This window comes from Streptomyces sp. NBC_00829, assembly GCF_045161795.1.
Lineage (GTDB): Bacteria > Actinomycetota > Actinomycetes > Streptomycetales > Streptomycetaceae > Streptomyces.
This window is the reverse complement of sequence record NZ_CP108867.1, coordinates 3007885-3027679: the sequence shown is the minus strand read 5'-3', so window position 1 is coordinate 3027679 and position 19795 is coordinate 3007885. Positions and strand designations below refer to the sequence as shown.

The 19795-nt window shown below is 69.1% G+C and carries 23 protein-coding genes and 1 pseudogene; 11 read left to right on the top strand and 13 right to left on the bottom strand.

The window, feature by feature from the left end; translation table 11 throughout:
• Nucleotides 1-4: 4 nt before the first annotated feature.
• From OG293_RS12790 to OG293_RS12780, 3 genes are all read right to left on the bottom strand, one after another.
• Nucleotides 5-1492 carry a hypothetical protein gene (locus tag OG293_RS12790; protein ID WP_406003575.1) on the bottom strand — a complete coding sequence of 496 codons (1488 nt, stop codon included), beginning with the start codon at nucleotides 1490-1492 and terminating at the stop codon, nucleotides 5-7.
• A gap of 127 nt (nucleotides 1493-1619) precedes the next feature.
• A complete protein-coding gene (locus tag OG293_RS12785) occupies nucleotides 1620-1970 on the bottom strand; it encodes a hypothetical protein (RefSeq protein WP_405998928.1) in 351 nt (116 codons plus the stop codon).
• A 208-nt stretch (nucleotides 1971-2178) separates the two neighbouring features.
• Nucleotides 2179-2991 carry an intradiol ring-cleavage dioxygenase gene (locus OG293_RS12780; protein ID WP_405998927.1) on the bottom strand — a complete coding sequence of 271 codons (813 nt, stop codon included), beginning with the start codon at nucleotides 2989-2991 and terminating at the stop codon, nucleotides 2179-2181.
• Between the two features lie 689 nt (nucleotides 2992-3680).
• On the opposite strand from OG293_RS12780, the gene OG293_RS12775 reads away from it, so the two are divergent.
• Nucleotides 3681-4151, top strand: coding sequence for a hypothetical protein (locus OG293_RS12775; RefSeq protein WP_405998926.1), 471 nt, complete (start codon nucleotides 3681-3683; stop codon nucleotides 4149-4151).
• 243 nt (nucleotides 4152-4394) lie between these two features.
• Here the strand turns inward: OG293_RS12775 and OG293_RS12770 are convergent, their stop codons facing one another.
• The 6 genes from OG293_RS12770 to OG293_RS12745 form a co-directional block, all read right to left on the bottom strand.
• Nucleotides 4395-5717, bottom strand: a complete 1323-nt coding sequence (locus tag OG293_RS12770) for an SPFH domain-containing protein (protein ID WP_405998925.1) — start codon at nucleotides 5715-5717, stop codon at nucleotides 4395-4397.
• Entirely contained in the window at nucleotides 5642-6340 is a 699-nt protein-coding gene (locus OG293_RS12765; RefSeq protein WP_405998924.1) for a hypothetical protein, read from the bottom strand. Before OG293_RS12765 ends, OG293_RS12770 begins: the two co-directional genes overlap by 76 nt.
• Before the next feature lie 3 nt (nucleotides 6341-6343).
• Nucleotides 6344-7762 (bottom strand): TIR domain-containing protein, encoded by a 1419-nt coding sequence (locus tag OG293_RS12760; RefSeq protein WP_405998923.1) that lies wholly within the window; start codon nucleotides 7760-7762, stop codon nucleotides 6344-6346.
• Nucleotides 7763-7883: 121 nt separating this feature from the next.
• Complete coding sequence (locus OG293_RS12755) at nucleotides 7884-8207, bottom strand: hypothetical protein (protein ID WP_405998922.1); 324 nt, start codon at nucleotides 8205-8207, stop codon at nucleotides 7884-7886.
• A gap of 47 nt (nucleotides 8208-8254) precedes the next feature.
• On the bottom strand, nucleotides 8255-8860 hold the full coding sequence (locus OG293_RS12750; protein ID WP_405998921.1) for a toll/interleukin-1 receptor domain-containing protein: 606 nt from the start codon (nucleotides 8858-8860) through the stop codon (nucleotides 8255-8257).
• 48 nt (nucleotides 8861-8908) lie between these two features.
• Nucleotides 8909-9043 (bottom strand): hypothetical protein, encoded by a 135-nt coding sequence (locus OG293_RS12745; protein WP_405998920.1) that lies wholly within the window; start codon nucleotides 9041-9043, stop codon nucleotides 8909-8911.
• Nucleotides 9044-9154: 111 nt separating this feature from the next.
• On the opposite strand from OG293_RS12745, the gene OG293_RS12740 reads away from it, so the two are divergent.
• Nucleotides 9155-9772, top strand: a complete 618-nt coding sequence (locus OG293_RS12740) for a hypothetical protein (RefSeq protein WP_405998919.1) — start codon at nucleotides 9155-9157, stop codon at nucleotides 9770-9772.
• A 44-nt stretch (nucleotides 9773-9816) separates the two neighbouring features.
• On the opposite strand, the gene OG293_RS12735 is transcribed toward OG293_RS12740, so the two are convergent.
• Nucleotides 9817-10194 carry a winged helix-turn-helix transcriptional regulator gene (locus OG293_RS12735; protein ID WP_405998918.1) on the bottom strand — a complete coding sequence of 126 codons (378 nt, stop codon included), beginning with the start codon at nucleotides 10192-10194 and terminating at the stop codon, nucleotides 9817-9819.
• A gap of 145 nt (nucleotides 10195-10339) precedes the next feature.
• On the opposite strand from OG293_RS12735, the gene OG293_RS12730 reads away from it, so the two are divergent.
• A complete protein-coding gene (locus tag OG293_RS12730; RefSeq protein WP_405998917.1) occupies nucleotides 10340-10747 on the top strand; it encodes a RidA family protein in 408 nt (135 codons plus the stop codon).
• Between the two features lie 362 nt (nucleotides 10748-11109).
• Nucleotides 11110-11607, top strand: coding sequence for a hypothetical protein (locus OG293_RS12725; protein ID WP_405998916.1), 498 nt, complete (start codon nucleotides 11110-11112; stop codon nucleotides 11605-11607).
• Between the two features lie 232 nt (nucleotides 11608-11839).
• Here the strand turns inward: OG293_RS12725 and OG293_RS12720 are convergent, their stop codons facing one another.
• Nucleotides 11840-13108, bottom strand: coding sequence for a vanadium-dependent haloperoxidase (locus tag OG293_RS12720; protein ID WP_405998915.1), 1269 nt, complete (start codon nucleotides 13106-13108; stop codon nucleotides 11840-11842).
• A 248-nt stretch (nucleotides 13109-13356) separates the two neighbouring features.
• Nucleotides 13357-13763: pseudogene (locus OG293_RS12715) on the bottom strand (DUF4291 family protein); the annotation flags it as partial.
• A 40-nt stretch (nucleotides 13764-13803) separates the two neighbouring features.
• On the opposite strand from OG293_RS12715, the gene cutA reads away from it, so the two are divergent.
• Complete coding sequence (gene cutA, locus OG293_RS12710; protein WP_405998914.1) at nucleotides 13804-14124, top strand: divalent-cation tolerance protein CutA; 321 nt, start codon at nucleotides 13804-13806, stop codon at nucleotides 14122-14124.
• Here the strand turns inward: cutA and OG293_RS12705 are convergent, their stop codons facing one another.
• A complete protein-coding gene (locus OG293_RS12705; RefSeq protein ID WP_405998913.1) occupies nucleotides 14125-15504 on the bottom strand; it encodes an XRE family transcriptional regulator in 1380 nt (459 codons plus the stop codon).
• Between the two features lie 121 nt (nucleotides 15505-15625).
• Between OG293_RS12705 and OG293_RS12700 the strand changes: the two genes are divergently transcribed.
• The 6 genes from OG293_RS12700 (at nucleotide 15626) to OG293_RS12675 (ending at nucleotide 19795) form a co-directional block, all read left to right on the top strand.
• Nucleotides 15626-16057 (top strand): ATP-binding protein, encoded by a 432-nt coding sequence (locus OG293_RS12700; RefSeq protein WP_405998912.1) that lies wholly within the window; start codon nucleotides 15626-15628, stop codon nucleotides 16055-16057.
• A complete protein-coding gene (locus OG293_RS12695) occupies nucleotides 16057-16359 on the top strand; it encodes a hypothetical protein (RefSeq protein WP_405998911.1) in 303 nt (100 codons plus the stop codon). Before OG293_RS12700 ends, OG293_RS12695 begins: the two co-directional genes overlap by 1 nt.
• Before the next feature lie 629 nt (nucleotides 16360-16988).
• Entirely contained in the window at nucleotides 16989-17441 is a 453-nt protein-coding gene (locus OG293_RS12690) for a hypothetical protein (RefSeq protein ID WP_405998910.1), read from the top strand.
• 6 nt (nucleotides 17442-17447) lie between these two features.
• On the top strand, nucleotides 17448-18536 hold the full coding sequence (locus tag OG293_RS12685) for an SRPBCC family protein (protein WP_405998909.1): 1089 nt from the start codon (nucleotides 17448-17450) through the stop codon (nucleotides 18534-18536).
• Between the two features lie 6 nt (nucleotides 18537-18542).
• Nucleotides 18543-18992 carry a gas vesicle protein GvpJ gene (gene gvpJ, locus OG293_RS12680; RefSeq protein ID WP_405998908.1) on the top strand — a complete coding sequence of 150 codons (450 nt, stop codon included), beginning with the start codon at nucleotides 18543-18545 and terminating at the stop codon, nucleotides 18990-18992.
• Nucleotides 18989-19795, top strand: coding sequence for a GvpL/GvpF family gas vesicle protein (locus tag OG293_RS12675; RefSeq protein ID WP_405998907.1), 807 nt, complete (start codon nucleotides 18989-18991; stop codon nucleotides 19793-19795). The genes gvpJ and OG293_RS12675 overlap by 4 nt, the downstream gene beginning before the upstream one ends.

The window sequence follows — 19795 nt, the reverse complement described above, 5'->3', positions numbered from 1 at the left end:
GTGCTCAGCAGGGCGAACGCGGCAGGCGATAGGGGGAGTCCAGCCGGTACTCTCCCGCCCGCGGCACCGTCAGCCGCGTCCACCGGCCCTGCTGCCGCAGGCAAGCCCCCTGCGCCCGCAGCCACGGCGAGTACGCCACCCGTACCGTCACCGACCCGGCCGACGGCATCCGTACCACCAGTTGTGCGTCGTCCCCGCGCACCACCGTCGCGGGCGAGGACACGAGCGGGACAGCGTCCCGCACCCGGTAGACCGTCCAGCCCTCGTCCTGCCACACCTGCTCCAGCCAGCCGGGGCCGCTTCTGACGATCGCAGCCTCGGCCTCCGCGGGCCCGTCGGGCCGTCCGTGGTGCAGCACCACCAGACCGACCGCCCAGCGGTCGAGCCAGGCGCGGTAGGTCGCCGGGGTCAGTGACCCGTCGTAGAAGAGCCGCCCGCGCTCCACGTCGAGCTGACGGTTCCAGCCGCGTGCCATGGTGACGTGCGGGGCGAGGACCGCCGCCTCACGGTGGTTGCGGGCCGGGACGACCTCGACCCGGGTGCGGTCGGCGCCCAGTCGCTTCAGCTCCCGTACGACGCCTTTGGTGTGGGAGGCCCACGCGGGCACGTCGTTGGAGACGATCAGGTCGTCGTCGGTCTTGTCGATCAGCCAGTAGGTGTTCAGGGCGAGGGCGGCCGCCAGGACGGCCCGGAGCAGCGGGGCGACCCCGCCCGTGAGCACGGCTGCGAGCAGGACCGGGGGACCGGCGAGACCGACGAGCCGTTCGACGTTCGTGCCGATCGGCGAGGCGATGAGATACGTCAGCACCACGCCGAAGCCGTACACCCCGGCCCCGTACCGCACCACCCGCCAGTCGCGCGGCGCGGCGAGGGCCACGGCGGCCGAGACCGTCAGCGGCATCCACAGCTTGCCGGTGGCCATGGGCTGTTCGCCCTGAAAAGGGAAGAGCAGCGTCACCGCCCCCACCACGACGATGGGCGGCAGCACGAGCGCGGCCCCCTTGTGCCACTGCCGGTCCAGCAGCCAGGCGGCCCCCGCCACCAGCAGGAAGAGCCCCGCGACGGGACTGGCCGTGGTCGCGAGCGCCACGAACAGCGCGGCGAGCGCGGTTCTGTGGACGTACAGCAGGGCGAGCAGCCCGATCGCGACGCCCAGCGCGAAGGTCGTACGCCCCGAGGCGACGTTGCACCACAGCGCCAGCGCACCGAGGACCGCGGGCCACACCGGGCGGGCGACCCGGGCGCGCGCGAACAGCAGGGCCAGCACCCAGGTCCCGGCGAGACCGGCGGCGACGGACACGGTCCGTACACCGAGGACGGCCATCAGCGGGGGAGCGAGGAGGCTGTAGTTGGCGGTGTGGGTGCCGCCGTACCAGGAGAGGTTGTACGCGGAGCCGGGGTGGCGCTCCATGAAGCCCGCCCAGGCGAGCTGTGCGGCCAGATCGCCGCCGCCGGTCGCGAGCCAGATGGCCCACAGGGCGTAGAGGGGCACGACGACGGCCGTCGCGACGAGCGGGACGCGCCACCACGGTGGTGCGTCCCGCTCGCCTGCGGCCGCCGGTACGGCCTCTGCCCGTTCGCTGATCCCCACGGCGCACACCTTAACGGCGGGGGACCCGTCATCCGGCGCAGCTGAACACCCCGCCGGGGTCGGGCTGGTAGAGCAGGTACACAAGGAAGCCGTGCACCAGCAGCAGCACCGCCGCGGCCACCGCGCTCGCGCCGACGACCCAGGTCATCGTGCCGGTGTGCCGCACGAGCCGGTCGGCGACGACGAGCCCGCCGAGCCCGCAGGCCAGTCCGCCGTACGCCGTTGTGTACATCTGCCAGGTGGCCGGCAGGCTGTCGCACGCGGCCCACTGTGCGTCCAGGTGCGCGTCGGCGGCGGCGAAGTAGCCGACGGTGGCGAGCAGACCGGCGATGACTAACGCTGTGGAGACGATGGCGTTTTGAGGCGCAAGCTTGACCATGAAACGATCATTCCTGATCGTTCGCATGGCTGTCAGCCCGGGACACCGGGCCGGAACCCGGGCCTTGAGGAAGGGACCGCTCCGTAGGGCCGTGCGTCGGCACCGGGACGACCGGTGTGCATGCCCACCGAACGTGGTGGCCGCACCGGCCCCGCCGCGGGAGGAAGCGCGGGGCCGGTGCGCGGGGGCCGGTCCGTCGGGGCGTGGCCTAGGGGTGGATGCCGAGGACGACCGTGCCGATCACTCCGCTGCCCAGGTCGCTTCCCACCTGGGTCAGGGTGAGCAGCGTCGAGGATCCGCCCTGGCGGTAGATGCTGTCCCGGGCGTTGAGTGTGCGGCCGGCGCTGTTGCTCCGGTACGGCGTCAGGGTCGCGACGCGGCCGTTGTACGTCTCGGGGAAGTAGAGCTGGCCCGTGTGGGAGACATGGCCCCCGTGGTACTTCCCGTTGGAGACGGTGCCGCCGACGTGGGTTTTGACGTGGATGTGGATGGCGCGGCCGACGTACCAGCCGGGGTAGACGGTGGTGAACTCGGCGACGCCGGCGGAGTCGCTGAGCTGTACGCCGCGAAGGAACGTGGTGTCGGGGGTCGAGCCGCCCGCCACGTAGCCGGAGTAGACCCCGACCGCGTCGCACTGCCAGATGTCGACGGCCGTGGCGGGCAGTGGTGCGCAGGTCGCGGCATCGACGACGGTGACCCGCAGGGTGAGCGGGACGCCGGGCTTCGACTCGGTGATGTTCTTGCGGACCGTCTCCAGGTCCAGGTAGTAGGGGCCTTCGGTCTGTTCGGGGGTCAGGACGCAGGCGGCGGCGAGCCGGGTGGGGGTGTGTGCCGCGGCGCCCCGGGGGGCCGCGGCGGTCGCCTGCGCGGATGTGGGGGCCGCGAGGCCTATGGCGGTCAGGCCCAGAGCCGTGCCGCCCAGGGCGGTGATCACGGACCTGCGGGTGGCATGGCCGCGGTCGTCGGCGGGCTCAGGGCTGCCGGACGTTCCGGCGGGGTCGGGGTGGGGGGAATCTGTCATGGCTCGACGTTAGAGATCCTGACGTGGCCACGCCAAGTATCGAATGGGCCATAGTTCTTGATTCTTCGAGGTCAGGGCTTTGCTCCGACCCTGGAAGGGGTGTGGTGCGTGTTCCCGTGTGCGAGGTGCGGGTGCGACCGTGACCCCCTCCAGCGGGGGAGATGCGGCCGGATTCCCGCCGTGACTCATTTGCATCCAAATAATTGGGGAGTTCAGGTCCACCGGGAGCCGGCCACAACACGGCCACCACGCACGAGGGTTGGGCACACCAGAAACGCCCACGAACCAGATGAATCAGACGAACCAAAGGACCCTGGTGCCCCGCCAGGGGCCGGATCATGACCGAGACTCGGCGACCGCGGCCGGGCGGCGTGTCGCCTTCCTCGGCGCGGGGATTCATGACGGGGTCCCAGCCGGTGATGGGTGCTGACATCGGCCCTCCTGGTCGTGGCACGGCTGCGGTAGCCGCTGTCCCACCACTCTTGGCCGGTGCGCGCCGCTCCGTCAGGTTTCTTGGCCCGCAGCAGATTCGCCGACGGCAGAGGAGCGGGGCCGGGCGGCGCGGGCCGGGCCGGTGTGTCCAGGTGGGGGCGGGCATCCCGACCGCAGCCCGGCCCCACGGGGGCGGTAGGCTGCGCCGGCCGATGACACGGTCACGGATCAAAAGGAACAGGGTGGGGATGCAACGCATGGGGCCAAGACGGGTACTTGTCACACTGTTGGGCCTGGGCGCGGGTGTCTTTCTCCTGGGCAGCGGCCTCATGCGGTTGGAGACACGGCTGACGGGGGAGAGCGGACAGTTCCGCGCCGAACACTGCGAGATCTCGGAGTCCCGGCACGGCGACGACGGTGTGCTGTGCTCCGGCTCGTTCGAGGCCGACGACGGCTCGTTCCGTATCGCGAAGGTGGACGTCGAGACCGCCTTCGACGAGAAGCCGGCCGAACCCCTGGCGGCCACCGTCGACAGTCCCTCATCGACCGTGGCGGTCGAACACCGCCTGGGAGCCTGGCTGCTCCCGGGCGCGACGGGCCTGTTCTGCCTGCTGGTCGGGGTGTGGAACGTGGTGGCGGAGATCAGGCGCCGACGGGTTACGGCATCGCCCGGGGCGGGTGACGCCGCGGCCGTGGCGGGTCCAGTGGTCGAACGGGGCCGCTCCTAGGCGGACGGGCAATTGCGGGCAGGTCCAGAGGCTGCCCGCGTGACGGGAAGCATTCGGGCCCCGCTCTCGTGCCCAGGGCAGTTCCCTCCCCAAGCCCCTCCACCGACCGCGGGTTGATGACTCGGTTCCGTATCTCGATGCGTGATGCCCGACGCTGCTCGTACCGTGAAGTGGACGGACACGGCACCCCGGAGGGCCTCTCAGGGCCTCTCGTTTGGATCAGGCCGGATCCAAACGAAAGACCTAACGGTCGTCGTCCCGGGTGCGCTCCGTCCACACCTCGCTGCCGCTCCCGATCGCCGCCTCCGTACCGGCCGCGGCCTCGATGCCCACCGCGTCGTGCGCGCCGGCGAGGTTCGCCGTATCGGCCCCGTCCTGAGCTTCGGCCGGGCCTCCCGTCTCCGCTGGCTTCCCGCTCGTGTCCATCGTCAGTTCCTGCGGTGCCGGTCCCTCGGTGAGCTGCTGGTCGGTCCGCAGCTGTCGCAGGCGGGCCAGGAGGTCCTGCACCGCGGGCAGCGGCAGCGTCGAGAGGTAGGCCGAGATGTCACCGCCCCCGCCGATGTACTGCGGGACGTCGAAGCCGGCGAACTCACGGACGATGCGGATCATGGCCACGTTGTCCCGGCCCAGGGCTTCCACTTCCGCCTTGAGTTCGAGGCCGACGCGGCGGGCCTCCGCGCGCGCCAGGTACACGTCGATGGTGTCCTGCCGCTTGGCGTTCTTGACGGCCTCGTCGAGCGTCTTGCCCCGCATCTCCTCAATGAGCTCCGCCTTCAGGGCGTCGAGCATGGACGTGTCGGTGGGCTCGAAATCGCCGAGGTTGGTCTCCAGTGTCTCCACGCCCCACTTGCCCAGCGCGTGCTTGACCCGGTCCGTGAGGTTCTTGCGGACGTCCTCGTAGCTGCCGAGAAACTCGAAGACGGAGTTCGTCATGGCGATCTCGTTGAAGTAGCCGGTGACGGCCACGCCGAGCACGTCCCGCACGAATCGCTTCATGGGGGCGGCGTCTTCGACGAGACCGCCCAGTCCGGCGGTGCTGGCGCCGCCGAACTGGCTGACCAGCGTCGGTGCCACATGCTGGGGGATCTGGAGGTTCTGCCAGAGGTCCACGGACAGCTCGAAGCGGCCCTGGACCTTGACGGTGATCTGCCCGAGGTCCGAGTCGTAGTTGTCAGCCTCGGACGTCTGCTTGTTGTGCCACTTGAGGATCAGCACCCGTGTCGGGATCACCATCACCCGCACGAACCACGGGTTGAGCGCGTAGGAAGGGCCCTTGCCCAGGGTCTCCTCCTGGACGCCGCGCTGCCCGCCGTTCGCCAGGAAGACCCAGGGCAGGCGGAAGTTGCTGTGCCCGGCCACTCGCGGTGCCACGGCGCCGTGCAGCTCCAGGTCGGGCTCGGCGCCGTCCAGCGCGATGACCACTCCGGTGTAGTCCTCCTCGATGGAGATCTCCCGGAGATGCGCCTCGGTCAGTCCGTCCCGGGAGTCCGTCACGTTGTCGACCGTGAGGACGTCGAAGAGTTCGGGGTTGATGTCGTAGTACGCCCCGCCGCCGAGGATGGCCACTGCCGTCCCTGCTCGCCGCCGCCCGCGAGGAAGGCCTCCCCGTCCTGGAAGCTGTCGCACTCGATGTGCCGACCGAACCGCCGGTCCGGCGGCCGGACGCTGCCCTCCTTCGCCTGGACCAGGCCGACCGTGCCCGGCAGTACATGGGTGCGCGGCCTCATCTCGACGCTGAACAGACGGGTGTTGAGGTAGTACGACTGGCCGCCGCTCAAGGTCGTCACCTGGATGCCCTGCTCGCCCTTCCTGGTGCCGTCGCCGAGCAGGAACCGCTCGCCGTCCTGGAAGTCGTCGCAGTCGAGATGCCGTGCCAGTCTGCCCCGCTGGGACCGGTTGTGTCCCTCCAGCGCCGTCACCACGCCCAACATGCCCGTCGGCACGTGCACCCTCGGCACCCAGTCCACCGAGTTGATCACCGGCCACATCCAATGGACGCCTGGCAGCAGTGTGCGGGCCAGTACTCCGCGCGCGTTGTGCGGGTTGACCTGCTTGTACGCGCGGTCCGGATGCTGGGGGACGTATCGCCGGGTGATGATGCCGACGTGGTCGGCGGGCACCACGACCCGCCCCTTCCAGGCCACCGCCACGGCGATGGCGAGCAGGATCAGCAGTACCAGAACGATCACGGGTCAGTCCCCCCATTCCCGCAGCTGTGCGTGCAGCGCCAGCACGGTCGAGCTCCAACGGTCGTACCAGTCCGAGGCGTTCTCCTGGCCCGGGTCACGCAGCGTGGGGTAGAACCCGGTCCGTCTTCCGGGTCCCGCCCGTCGTGCGAAGTCGCGGTAGAGCCGGGGTACGGCAGCCTCGGCCGAGTCGCGCCAGCCCAGCGCGGCGCCGAGTTCGGGAAAGCGCGGGCCACGCGGTCCCCCGGCAGGGGTGAGGGCGAGCTGGCGCCGGAAGCCCTGCCGGCCGTGGGAGTGGTGGGCCCACAACGCGTTGATGCCGGCAGGCAGTTCGCGCGGTACGGCGGCGGCGTGCCGTGCGCTCAGCCAGCCCTCCGTGAGCCGGCCGGCCGACTCCATGACGAGCCGCGTGGTGAGCAGATCGGCGTGCTCGTACTCGCCCTCGGCCAGGTGGGCGCGGAGCCGTTCCAGGCCGACGGAGGGCGTCATCCGCGCGGCCGGGGGTGTGCCGTGGCGGGGTGGTTCGGGCAGCCGGGGTGGCCGGCCCCCGGTCATGTCCTCGTGCAGGCGGCTCAGCAGGCCGAGGGCGGCGGCGTCGAGCAGGGCCCCGTCGCGGGCGTCGATGTGCCAGGCGGTGGCGAGGTGGTAGTTGACCTGTCCGTCCAACCGCACGGGGACGAACGGCCGTCCGTGCACCTGGCCTTCAAGGATCATGCGGGTGATGTCGTCGGAGTCCTGCGACTGAGGAGTCATCACGACGACGACCGCAAGGGCGCTGCGCAGCTGTTGCCGGATCGTCCAGAAGTGGGCGTCCCCGGGCCGCAGGTCGCCGATCGACCAGACCGGCAGCCCGGCCTCGCGCAGTTGACCGGCCAGCGCCGTCCCGTACTCGGCGTCGGCCGGGGCGTAGCACACGACGAAGGCGGGGCGGCCCGGTGGGGTGACCGGCCGGGGCGGGGAGCGGTGGGCGGCAGTGAGGTTGTCCCGGGCGGCCGCGGCGCCTGCCTGGGCCGGGCCGCCCGCGACGACGGCGGCGAGTTCGGCGGCCTTCTCCGCGAACTCCTCGTCGGTCACGTCGCTGAAGTCCCGCCAGACGCGGTTCGCGGCGAACGGCGGTAAGGCGACGTGGCCGAGCAGCACCGGGATGAAACGCAGTCCGCGCTCGGCCGAAGCGGTGGCCAGCGCCGCGTACTCGTCCATGGCACGGGAGGAACGCACGGAGGCCGGGCTGATCACGGCGATGCCGTTGATGGAGGCGAGCAGTGCGCTGTCCAGGCGGTGGACGATCACGTCGCTCGGCTCGATGCTCCACTCGGCGAAGAAGGGCTTCACCCCGTGCGCGACGAGCTCTTCGGCCAGCCGTTCGGTCCAGGCGGCGTCGTCGGCCGTGTAGGAGAGGAAAACGTCGTTCGACCGGTCGTTCAACGGCCTGGACCTCCTGGGCATGGTCGCACGGGGCCGTACGGCTATTGGACCGAGCCGTCGGCTGCCGGACACCAGACTAGGGGGAACTCCCCATCCCACACCGGCCGTTGAATATGTCGTACTAACCCAGTTCTTTTGCGTACGGCACCTTACGGCGGGAGGGTGCCGCAAGGGCAGCTCCGTGGCCCTTGGTCAGCACGGAGGCCGACGGCACCCGCAGTGGCTCGGCGACACCCGCCAGTGGTACCGGCGCCGTGGTGTGCCGGGCCATCACGCTGAACAACTGCGGTACGGAGAAGGGCAGTTGACCGGTCAGGCAGAGGTGCGGCAGACATGCGGCGGCGTACACGTCGGCCAGGTACGCCGGGGCCCCGGTGCCCCGCCAGAGCTCCGGTGGCCGGCCACGCCCGTACGATCCGCCCGCACCGCCCCCGGTGCAGCTCACGCACCTCGGTCCACCGAGGCAGTCGCCACGGCCGGGTGACCCCCATCTCAGGCGCCCGCCGAGCGCCGTGGTGCGCGAATGAGCCGGACCAGGCCGGTGACCGCGCGGTCGTAGTGGGCGGTACCGGGGCGGGTGAGGTCGAGCGGCTGGTGGATGGCGGCGAGCGGGGGGAGCGGGTCGTCCGTGGTCCGCGCCGGCACGAACCGCAAGCCACCCTCGTACTTGCGGTGGAGCAGCGCCGCGTACTCGTCCCGGGCGCGGAGGTCGACCATCGTGCCGGAGCCGAACACCAACACGCCCCAAGCGGCCTCAGTGAGCGCCTGTTCGGTTTCCAGCAACGGGATCAGCCCTGGCGCGACCCAGCGCACCAGGAACACGCGCAGGTTCTCCTCGCGGAGCCGACCGGCAAGGAGTTCCGCCGCGTCGGCGTCGCCGGACGCGTACAACACGAGGACGTCGTACGGCCCCTGCCGATGTGGTGGATCCGCTGGATCCGGCGGCTCGGACGCTCCGCCTCCACCACCGTCGCCGGAGCCCGGACCTGCACCCGATCGCCGCTCGCGGTACTCGTGATAGGCGAAGTAGACGCCCGCCACCGCGGCGATCACGCTCACGATCCCGATTACCAGGTTGACCGTCTCAACCCCCGTCATGACCAGGAGTGTAGGGGCGGTGACCCGGCGGAGGGACGTGGTTTGCCCTCAGTGGACTCGGTTCAACCCGTCCACCCCCTCGACGAGCATGCCGCGGAGGCGGACGGCGGACGGGGGCGCGGGCACGTACACCAAGTCGCGCACGGCGGTGTCGTCGACCCGCACGACGTCCCGGCTTCGCACAGGCCGCCCGTACGACGTCCCGGCTTCGCACAGGCCGCGCGGTTCGCCCGGAACGTAAGGCCGGCGGTCCGGACTCGGATCGCCGCCCGAAGCCCTGGCTATCATCCGCTCATGGACACGCCTGGCCAGGTGCTCGATCTCCACCGTTTCACTGTCAAGTGGAAACGGTGGCTCGTCGGTGGGGCGAGCGGAATATGGCTGCTACTCCTGTTCGTGGTGATCCCCGAGACCTGGAAGCTCCTTGACCGCGCCGAAATGCTCGGTGCGGCGGCCACCAGCGGCACGCCTTCCGCATCGGCCGGAGATACGGCGTACACGAAGCTCTACACGGCGGCCTATCTCGGTTCGATCTCACCGGCGATCGTCTCCGTCGGGATGTACCTGCTGTGGCGCACGCGCCATGCGATGGAGGAGCGCCTGCCCACGCTCCTGCTCCTTTCCCTGGTGGGCTTGGCGATCTGTCAGGTGGCGTCCGTGACGGCTGCGTGGGGCGACCAGTACACCGGGGTGGCGATCGGCGAGGAACTCGAAAGCGCCGGTATCAGTCTGTGGGGGCGCGACGCCATGGAGCGCGGGTGGTACGTGGGATATGCGGCGTTGGTCGCGGGGGCGGCGGTGCTGTCGTTCTCCTTCTCCCGACGGCCCCGGCACCAGATGTGGTGGGTCCTGGGCCTGATGCCGTTCGCCGTGGGCGTTCCGTGGATGCTTCTCGCAGGCCCGTACCTCTGAGCGGCCGCAAAGCCACTCGGGGCGGCCGGCGAGCGCTCAACCCGTCAGGTGCCGAAGCGGTGGCGGGAGGCCTCGATGTGACCGAGGTACCGGTGGGTCCAGTCGCACAGTCCGTCGATGGTCACCCGCAGTGCCTGGCCCGGCTCGGTGAGGGTGTACTCGACCCGCGGCGGCACGACCGGGTGCACTGTCCGCTCGACCAGGCCATTGCGCTCCAGCATGCGCAGGTTCTGGGTGAGCATCTTGTGGCTGATGCCCTCGATCTCGTTGCGCAGCTCGCTGAAGCGCAGGGTGTGCTCCCCCAGAGCCTCGATGATCAGGAGCGCCCACTTGTTGGCGACGTCCGAGAAGATCTCCCGCGCCAGAGAGTCCGCGCGCCTCAGGTCCGCTTCGTCGGGCGAGCCCGTGAACTGCTTGGTCACCTTAAGGTTCCCCAGTCACTGAAAAGTGCGTTCTTCCATGTCAGCAGCCACTCTCCTACGGTTCCTGAGTAACCACAAGAGAGCACATGCGTCGTGGCTCGGTGGAAGCGAGCCCACGCGCTCTCATGCAATGGAGGCGGACAGCATGGCCATCACCCTGGTGAACCCCAGCGGATTGCCCGACATCGATGTCTACCGGCAGGTGTCGATCTCGACGGGGTCGAAGCTCGTCTTCATCGCCGGGCAGGTCGCCTGGGACGTCGACGGGGTCACGGTCGGCGAAGGCGACCTCGCCGCCCAGGTCGAGCGGTGCTACGTCAACATCGCCACCGCCCTGGCCGAGATCGGCAGCTCCTTCGACGACGTGGCGAAACTGACCGTCTACGTCGTCGACTGGACCCCCGACAAGATGCCCCAGCTCATGGAAGGGATCACCCGGGCGACCGCGAAGCTCGGGGTCACCCCGGTACCGCCGGCCACACTGCTGGGCGTCGCGGCACTGGACGTCCCCGAGCACCTGGTCGAGATCGAAGCCACCGCCGTCATCGACTGAACGGGCGTTCGTCGTCCTGCGCCCTGGGGTTGCCTGGGCCCGGCGCCCGTTGCGGCACGAGGGCCGGGCTCCTCGGACAGGATGTCCTGGAGCGGGGGCGTGTTGATGTGCTTGTTAGGTCTTGAACAAGTGCCAGGGGCTGCCTGGTCGTTGAGGCTCACAGACGCGGCGGCTGTCGACCCGGGCGGACCGCGACCGGACTCTGCTTGGGCATGCGCAGACGTCGCTTCCAGTCAGTCAGTCAGTCAGTCTTCTCCGACACCGGCCTGTGCGGCCGGCCTTCTGGCAGTAGCTGCCCGAGATTTGAGGCCGGCGGTCCGCCCAGCACTGGTGCTGTCGGCACCGGCTGGGACACTCCCACCATGGACACCACACCTGAGCAAATGAGCTCCCGGACAGCGGCCGGATGGACCATCGCGGTCGCGGCTCTCGGAGCACTCGCCGGCTTCGCCTGGAGCGGGCCGTTCCTCGCCGTCACCTGCGCGCTTTCCCTGGGAGGCGGCGGCGCCCTGGCCACGGTGCTGTCCCGCCGTCAAATGATCGCCACCATGAGGGAAGGACAGGGGAAGGCCGCCGCGCTCGGGTACGCCGACGGACTCGCGGACATGATGGTGCTGGGGATATCCGCGTACAGGGCCTCCGTCTTTCCGCTGTCCGGCCCCGACGCGGTAGACCCCACCGAGCGCACGGCGCGCCGTAAGGCCGCCTACCAACTCACGGCAGCCGACGGGCTGCCGCACCCCATTCGTGAGGCCGCGGCCGCCGCTCTCGAAGCGATCGACGACGCGCGTGACCGCGACACCCAGTCCGCCATCGAGGACCTCATGAAGGCCGTCCACGAGCAGCGCCGGGGCACGTGACCGGGGCCGGAGCGCGATGGTGGCCCCCTGCGCCCCATGCACGTTCACGCAGCAGCAGGAGAGCGGGCACTCTCGCGGCCAGGCCACCGCGTGCGTGTCACGTCCGCTTCGGGGTCGCGCATTGGCGCCCGGAGTCGGCCTTGCCCGCGAGTTGACCCCCGGCCGCGAGCGGTGTCCGGGACAGCCTGCCGGTGCGGGCCGTCCCGGGGCCGTCGTCAGGTGCCGGCGGTGCTCACAGCCGGCAGAACAGCCGTTCCGCGTTGCGCAGGGAGTGGGCCGCGACCTGCTTGCCGAGGACCAGGCCGACCTCGTCGGCCGAGCGGGTGTGGATGCCCGAGAACACGCGCGCGTCCAGGTTCTCCTCGGACAGTTGGTGCCAGGAGGTGTAGGTGCGGGTCACCCCCGGGGCGGTGGGGCTGGTCATCGTGAACGGCGCCGTACGCGGCCCGGTGAGCACCGAGAGGATCGTCTCCGCCGCACCGGCGTAGGTGTTGTGGCCGCTGGGGTATTCGGGGTGGGACGGCGCGGCGTGAAGCGACGTCCACTGGGGGTCGGGGTCGATCGTCCCGGTTCGGATGGCCGTGACCGGGCGCCAGCGCAGGTAGGTGTACTTGCTCTCGGACGTGGCGATCTGCGTGTCCACCAAGGCGACGTGGAACAGCGCCACCAGCTTGGCCTTCTCTGCCGTGGAAGACGACTTGGACATGGCCACCCGCAGCGGCTTGGTGAACATCGGCAGCGAGCCGCCGAACCAGAAGTTGGCGGTCTCGGTCTGTCGCGGGGTGCGTCGGGTGCTGTTCTCGGCACCGTAGGCACGGACCTCGGCCAGGTCGGTGCGGTAGCGCGCGGAGCCCAGGGCAGGCGGCGCGGGCACCCGGAACTGGCCCGCCCTCTCCAGCAGGAAGGGCTTGGCAAAGCGATTGCCGTTCTGCTGGGCGGCTGCGAGGGCGGGCGGGGTCGGCTGCCACACTCCCGCAGTCGCGGGCGGCACGGTGAACGGCTTGTTCACCGAGGCCGGGTCCAGGCCGTCGTCCTTCCGGGACGCGAGCACCAGCCGCGCCTCGCGGGCACCGGCCGCCACACCGCGGGTCTCGGCCGGACCGTCGGGAATGCCGCCCAGTGTCGTGGCGAGTGCGGCGTCCAACTCCTTGGTCCGGGAAGGGACGAGGCTGACCAGCGCGTTGTGCACGGCGGAGGCCAGGGCGGCGTCCTGGAAGTCGCGTCGGGCGACGCTGGACGGCACCGTTCGGGTGGCCCGCGCCGCCGCAAGCCAACTGATCGCCCAAGTACGGTTGTTGGTGCTCTGGGTCTGGGCGCCACCGGCCGCGACGGTCGCGGCCGTTGTGTCGTACCAGTCGAGCGCCACGGACGGTCGCGGCTGTTTTTTGGCCGCCACGCCGGGGGACGCGGTGGCGGACGCGGCCAAGAACGCGGCCGAGCCCAAGGCCACCGCGGTGGCGAGGAGGGGACGGGCCCTACGGCGGGCCTTTGCTGGATTCACTCGTACTCCTTCACGGATCGTCCGCTCCGAACGCCGAAGGAGTGCGGATGCCTGCGACCTCGGCGTTCACAGAAGCGATTGGTCCGATCCCACCAGCGCGTCCCGGCCCATGGCCAGGGTTACAGACCGTAAGGTCCAGATCTTTCGGGGAAGGCGGGAGCCTTTCGGTCACGAGACGCCCGTCCTGGCGAGCCTGTGCTGTCATGTGACCCAATGGCACGGCCTGTTGTGTGTGTGGAACTGCTCGATCAGGGACGCAGGTGGGTCAGCAGATCGGTTGCGCAGGGTAGGGACGCTCCTGGGGCAGCAGGCGGGCTGCCAAGTCGAGGTTGCCACTGCGGACGAGCGTGTGGATCTCGTGGGCGAGTGGGGTCACGTCGCGGATGGTGACCGTCCATTCGTCGGCGTAGCGACGTGCGGCCTCGCCGGAGAGGCCGAGTTGAAGGGAGCGGTACGGCAGGGGTTGCAGGTGCAGGTCCCGCTCGGGGTCCCACTGGATGCGAGTGGGCGCGCGCTTCAGCTGACGTTGCCAGGTGGCGCGGTCGGGGTGTACCCCGCGGACGTAGCTCGACAGACACGCGTTGCGCAGCGCCCACTCGAAGCCGTCGCGGGTGATCTCCACAGCGAGGACGGTCTCCTGACCTGCCTTCGTGGCGCCTGGTTGGCAGACCGTGGTCCGGCCTAGGCTCTGGCCCATGACTGAGTGCGTGCAGGTGTACACAGCGACGGAGAGCCGTGAGGCGGCGGTAGCACTGGCCAGGGGTGCGACAGAGGCGCGTCTGGCCGCGGGGGCGCAGGTGGTCGGCCCTGTCACCTCGGTGTTCTGGCACCTGGGCGAATTCGGTGAGGGCGAGGAATGGCAGGTGATCTTCAAGACAACGGCGGCTCGATACCCCGAACTTGAGGCGCATCTGCTGGAGCACCACGCGTGGAAGAACCCCGAGATCAATGCGGTGCCCATCGTGGCGGGCTCTGCGGCCGGCCTGGATTGGATCGCCCGCAGCGTCGCTGAGTGATTACAGGGCTGCGCGGTCCAGGAGCTCGGCAACGGGCGCGATCGTTCGGTGCGGCTGAAGCCTGAGCAGGAACTCATTCGCGCGCTGCTGCGGCCGGACAGAACCGATTCCGGCGGAGAGATCCATCGCCTCGGTGATCACTGTTGCTGACTGCTCGGTCTCCCCGGCATCCAGGTAGGCGTGTGCCAGCCAGGTGAGATACAGCGACTTGTCGCGGGCGTGGGCATCGGCGAAATCGGCCAAGGCAGCTTCGAGAGCGGGGACGGCTCGTAGGGGTCGGTGCAGTTCGGTCCAGCAGCGGCCCTTCATGATCTGGAGTTCGCGGGTGTCCACCCATGACGACCAGTCGGGCCCAGGACGGTCGCTGCCGCTCCCCGCCAATGCCTCTTCGGCCTGGCCGAGTGCCTGCTCCGTCTCCTTTGCCTGGCCTGCTTTGGCATGCGCCCAAGCGCGACGCTCGAAGAGGAGGGCCCGGACGGTCGCGGGCGCGTCGTCGCTGGCTGTCTCGCAGGATGCGGCGGCGGTCGCCACTCCAGAGGTTCCGGTGCTGACCTGCTGGTAGGCGAGGAAGGCGAGGGAGTTGCCGGCGAGCGCTGCATCTCCTGCCTCGGTCGCTGCCTGAAACGCCTTCTCGTAGAGGGCGGACGCCTCGGCCTGCCGTCCTGCGTCGAACGCTGCCCAGCCTGCCTGCTGTGCCTGCTCGGCCACCAGGCTGAGGAGCTGTCGGCCTGTGGTCTCGGTGTATGAGGCGTTGCGCAGCAGGCTGAGCGTGCTGCCGAGTTCGGCACGATAGATGTGCCGGGTATCGGCTCCACCGAGTACGTCATCGAGGGTACGGAGACGAGCTGTACGCCGCTGAAGGTGCTCCACTTGGCGATGCCCGATGCGTCGGCCGGCGGCCGAGCCTCCCGGGATCACGGCCGCAGCGGTGGCGATGCCTATGGAAGCTGCTAGGAACCTCCTGCGCTGCACTTCGTCTCCTTCGAGGTCGACGGTTCCCAGATCATCGGACTCGGGAACATCCGCAATTGCGACAGTCGAGAGGCGAGAGATCAGTTCCGGGCGGCTTGGCGACCTGGGCGTTGATGCCTGCTCCCATGGACGCGGAGCCATCCCGATCATGTGGCCGGGGATGCCCAGAGCATCAGCGATGTACGCGATCTTCTCGTAGGTGGTGATCGCGCCTTCGCCGCGCGCCAGCTTCCCCACCCGCTCCGGCTTGATGTCGCACGCGTCGGCGATTCTCAGGAAGCTGATCCCGCCCCACTGCCGGGTGAGCCTGAAGACCTGTCCGAAGTCGTGCAGCCTCAGCGCAGCCTGAACGTCGGCCCGGTCAAGGATGTGGGCCGGTAACGCCGTGAGTGAGAGGTCTCCTGACAACGCTTCCTCGAATCTGCCTGGGCACAAGGAATATCAGTGATTCTCGTCGCGGAGTTTACCCATCATGGGTACCCCCATCACTGGGAATCGAGCGGGCGTTGAGCCGTTCATCCTCTGAGGCATGCAGGAGCGACAGGATCCGCTGAACCGCCCGGAGACGGTGTGCCGATGGGCCCGCAATCCGCGGTGCGTCGGCCTGGCCCGTGTCGAGCTGCGTAAGTCGCTCGCAGCCTGGGGCCTGGCAACGATTGAGGACACGGCCCTGGTCGTGCTCTCCGAACTGCTCACGAACGCCGTCCGGCATGCGCACGTTTCGCCGGGACGTGAGATCGAGACCCGCTTTCAACTGGCCGGCGGAGATCTCCGCATCGAAGTTCATGACGCCTCCGACGTGCGGCCTCACAAGCGTGCCGCTTCCAGTGATTCGGAGTGCGGCCGAGGACTTGCCCTGGTCGGAGTGCTCGCGGATCAGTGGGGCGTGAGCGAGCGCGGTGGAGTCGGAAAGTCCGTATGGGCGCTGATGTCGGTGCCGCCTCGGGACGGAGACAGCTGATGGACGGTACTCAGAAGCCTGTTGACGCCGACGGGACGGAAAGCCCGTCCGCGAGACCTCGCACCGTGATGCGGTTCGCCGACTGGATGTTGAGCACGGACAAGCAAGGCAGCGGACCGGTCTACGAGGCCGAGTGCACGACATGCGGCGAGTCCTCCGACGCTGCGGAACGCAAGGACGAGCCCGAGCTCTGGTGCTTGCGGCACGCGGGCGCTCTCGGGCACACCGGATTTCGCGGCATCACCACTGCCTTCTTCCGCGCTGCTCTGGTCAATACGCGAAGTGGCGGTGCGGACGCATGAGGCAGCGATTATGCGGCTGGGGAATCGTCGTCTCCCGGATCGCGGTCTACGTGCCGTTGGCGGTGATCAGCGATCGCTGCTCTTGAGGCCGTTTAGCGTCCGGCCTTCACCGGCCTGACGCAGGCCGGACCGCCCCCTTGGCCTGGAAGCATTCGGGGGGTCCGGGGGGCGCAGTTGCAACCCCGGTGCCGAGGTACCGGGGGCATCGTCGTGTCCATGATCGATGCCCTGGTCGCGGCGGCCTCGGTGGGAGCTGGGCGCCCCACCGAGTAGCCCAGCAGCACGCGGCCATGTGTTGGTCCAGGAGGCGCACGGCCGTCGTCCGGGCTCCACTCGCGGTAGCGAGCCGACCGCAGTGGCCTGGAGGCTCGGTACCGCGCGAGTTTGCGTTTGCCGACTCCCGCCCCAGGTTTGCACTACGAACATATGCCTCATACTTGTACATAACGATTGTCTCGGCGCCCGCTCATGGGGGAGTGGGGTTCTCGGATACTCCACCCCGACCGCGCGAAAGCGACACATGCAGGTGGCGAGACGGACTCCACCATTCGAGGCGGTTTTGGATCATGAAAAATGGCCAGGTGGCCCTCGCCTTGACCGCTGGCTACGCCCTCGGACGCACACACAAGATGCGCTGGGCGCTCGCTCTTGCCGGTGTTACGGCGGCCGGCAAGGGGCTGGGCGCCGGCCGCCTTGCGGCAGGAGCGGCCAAGTCCCCGGAATTGGCGCGGTTGACGCAAGACGTGCGGGGCCAATTGATGTCGGCGGGCCGGAAGGCCATTGCGGCGACGGCGAGCAACCGGATGGACTCGCTCAGTGACCGGCTGCAATCCCGTGCTGAGTCGCTTCGCGCGGAACCCGACGCGGAGGAGACAGAGGAACCTGAGGAACCCGAGGACCGCGAGGAGACGGAAGACGAGGAAGACACCGAAGACGAGGAAGACACCGACGACAGGGACACGGACGAGGAAGCGGAGGCGGAAGGGGAGCGGGCGCCCAGGAAACGGGCTCCGGCAAAGAAGACCTCAAGTCATGCGCCGCGGAAGACCTCCAGTCGTTCCTCGCAACGGAGCCGGGGGTGATGAGCAATGGCTGAGCGATCGGACGAGAAGCGCGGGAGTGGCCACCAGTCCCTGCTGGAAGGTCTACCGACGGACCGCTTGATTCAGGAGCTCGAGAACTTCATTGCCGCGCTCGGTGAACGGGCTTTGTCGGCGGTCACGGAAAGGGCGAGCGGGGGTGTCAAGCGCCTGGCCCATCCCGGCGGGGACGGCGGCGGTTTGAAGGAAGCGGTGGCCGCGGGAGGCCGGCAGCTGGTGGAACACGTACCCCTCAAGGCAGTTGCCGGCGCCGGATTGTCAAAGGTGAAGGACAAGGCGAAAGAGGCGCTGCCTGGTGGAGGCGGTGGCGACAAGGACGGGGACAAGAAGATCAAGGTCGTCAATATCGTCGAAGAAATCGACGTGGGAGTCCCCGTGTCGGTCGCGTACAACCAGTGGACCCAGTTCGCGGACTACCCGAGCTTCATGAAGAAGGTCGAGCGCGTTGAGCAGGAGTCCGAAACGGAACTCGAATGGAAGGCCCAGATCTTCTTCTCGCACCGCGAGTGGCATTCGACCGTCATCGAGCAGGTGCCGGACGAGAAGATCGTCTGGCGGTCCAAGGCCGAGAGGGGCCATGTGGACGGTGTCGTGACCTTCCACGAGGTCGCGCCGAACCTCACCAGGATCCTGCTGGTGCTGATGTACCACCCGCAAGGCTTTTTCGAGGGGACCGGCAACCTCTTCCGGGCGCAGGGGCGCCGCGTCCGGCTGGAACTCAAGCACTTCCGGCGGCATGCCATGACCGAGGCCATTCTCAACCCGGACGAGGTCAGGGGCTGGCGTGGCGAGGTCCGTGACGGCGAAGTCGTCCGCACCGACGAGGAAGTACGCGAGGAGGAGGAGCGCGAACGCGAAGAGGTCGAGGCCGCGGAACCGGAGGACGCCCAGTACGAGGATGAGTACGAAGACGAGGGCGAGGGCGAGGGCGAGGACGAAGCCGAGGACTACGAAGCCGAGGACCAGGGTTCTCGTCCGGAGGATGAAGAGGAGGAAGAGGAAGAGCCCGAAGAAGATCTCGAGGAAAAGCCCGCACCGTCCGCTCGTCGGCGGTCCAGCAGGGCAAAGCCGAGGTGAAGTGTGATGACCGTAGCCAGCCCGGGCAGCCGTTATTTGGACCGGCCTTCCTCCGGCGGTCTCGCCGAGGTGGTCGACCTCATCCTGGACAAGGGTCTGGTCATCGATATCTACGTTCGTGTCTCACTCGTCGGTATCGAACTTCTGACGATCGACGCACGCATCGTCATCGCGAGTGTCGACACCTACCTCCGCTTCGCGGAAGCCGTGAATCGTCTCGACCTCGCCCGCACCGGAACCGAACGCGGGCTGCCGGAGCTCATGGACGACCTCCGGGAAGGCGGCGCGAAGAAAAAGACCCGCGGTGCCCTTGAGGGTGTCAAAGAGAAGGTGGGTGAGGCCTTCGGTGGCGAGGAGGAAGACGAGGAGGACGAGGACGAGAAGCAGTCCGAGGAGCGGCCCCGTGCCAGGCGGTCCAGGCCCAGGTCCGAAGGGCGCAAGGAGCGGGAGCGGTGACTGCCGACGAGGTGGGGACGGCTCCGCCGGTGGAGGGCGCCTGCTATGTCTACGGCATTGTCCCCGAGCCCACAGACCGGGTCCCCGCACTGGACCTGCCCGGGCTCGGCGACCCGGAAGCACAGGCCACATTCGTACGGCACCGGGGAATTGCGGCCGTCATCAGTACAGTCCCCACCGATCGCCCGCTGGGCTCCCCGGAGGATCTGCACGCCCACGCACGGGTGCTGGACACGCTGGCCGCCTCGACCACTGCGGTTGTCCCTTTCCGCTTCGGCACCGTACTGCCGGATGTACGGACGGTGGTCGAGGAGTTGTTGGAAGAAGGCCGCGACGACTTCGCCGAGATCCTGAAACGGCTGCACGGCCAGGCGCAGTTCACCTTGCGAGCCCGGTACGTCCAGGACGCCGTGTTGCGCGAGGTGCTTGGTGAAAGTCCGGCTGTAGCCCGACTGCGGGAGAACGTGGCGACCAAGGACGAGGATGCGAGCTACTACCTGCGTATCGAGCTCGGCAGAGCCATCACCGACGCCATCTCCTGCAAACGCCAAACGGATACGGCCGAGATACAACGCCGTCTCGCTCCCTTCGCCGTCGCCACGGTCCATGCCGAACCGTCCGTCGCGGAGGGGGTGGTGAGTGCCTCCTTCCTCGTCCCGCAAGACAAGTGGGCCACGTTCGAGCAGGCAGCCGAAGAACTCGCCGTCCACTGGCACGGCCGGATTCGGTTGCGTCTGCTCGGGCCGCTCGCGCCCTACGACTTCGTGGACGAGGCGGCCAGCGAGATCGAGGAGGGCCGGTAG